The 1,130-nt window shown below is 71.7% G+C and carries 1 protein-coding gene; it reads left to right on the top strand.

What is annotated here, in order from left to right:
- Positions 1 to 97 precede the first annotated feature (97 nt).
- A partial coding sequence (locus tag AC07CM_RS51040; RefSeq protein WP_478883381.1) for a transposase occupies positions 98 to 1,130 on the top strand: 1,033 nt, incomplete at its 3' end.

The following is a 1,130-nucleotide window of genomic DNA, read 5'->3' as shown; positions in this document are numbered from 1 at the left end:
GACTCTGGTGCGCAATTCCTGACGCGGCATCGGCTGAGTACGCGATGATCGCCTGAGCGGTCGCCTTTCCCGTCGTGTGGCCGCGGGGGTGATGTAGATGTCGATGCGGCCCAAGGGCCTGCTGCCGGTTCCCGAGCAGACCGCGGTGGTGGCCCGCGCCGCGTTCCCCAAGGGCAGCCTGGCGATCCGGGTCCGCGACCGGCTCGCGGAGGTCTTCGCCGACGAGCCGTTCGCCGAGGCGTTCGGGGTGCGCGGGGCGCCGGGGCTCTCACCTGGTGCCTTGTCGCTGGTGACGGTGCTGCAGTTCGCCGAGAACCTCACCGACCGGCAGGCCGCGGCGATGGCGATACGCGCGATCGACTGGAAATACGCCCTCGGGATGGAGCTGGCGGACACCGGCTTCGACCACAGCGTGCTGCCCCGGTTCCGGGCGAGGCTGGCCGGGCACGGACTGGAGCGCACGGTCTTCGACCGGCTGCTGGAGCACTGCAAGGAGGCCGGGCTGGTGGCCGCCGGCGGCAGGCAGCGCACCGACGCCACCCACGTCATCAGCGCGGTCCGGGACCTGAACCGCACCGAGCTGGCCGGCCAGAGCGTGCGGGCGGCCCTGGAGGCGCTGGCGGTGGCCGCCCCCGCCTGGCTCGCCGAGGTAGTCGACGTCGCCGAGTTCGCGCACCGCTACGGGGAGCGGATCAACGGCTGGACGATGCCCGCGTCCAAGGCCAAGCGCGACCGGCTCGCCCAGGTGTTCGGGCAGGACGCGCTGACTCTGTGCCGGGCGGCCTGGGCCGATGCCGCCCCGCCGTGGATCCGCGAGATCGAGGCCGTGCAGCTGCTGCGGCAGGTGCTGGTGCAGACCTACTACATCCACACCGACAACCGGGGGCGGGAGGTGGTCAGGAAGCGGGAGGCCGACACGGACGGCGTCCCGCCCGGCAGTATCCGCCTGGCCTCGCCCTACGACGCCGATGCGCGTTGGGCGGCCAAGGGCGAGGAGCTGTTCTGGCTGGGCTACAAGGTCCATTTGACCGAGTCCTGCCACACTCCCCTCGAAGCCGAAGCCGAAGCCGAAGCCGAAGCCGAAGCCGAAGCCGAAGCCGAAGCCGAAGCCGAAGCCGAAGCCGAAGCCG

The sequence above is a fragment of the Streptomyces sp. NPDC044061 genome, assembly GCF_056434305.1.
This window is presented reverse-complemented; position numbering and strand designations above follow the sequence as displayed.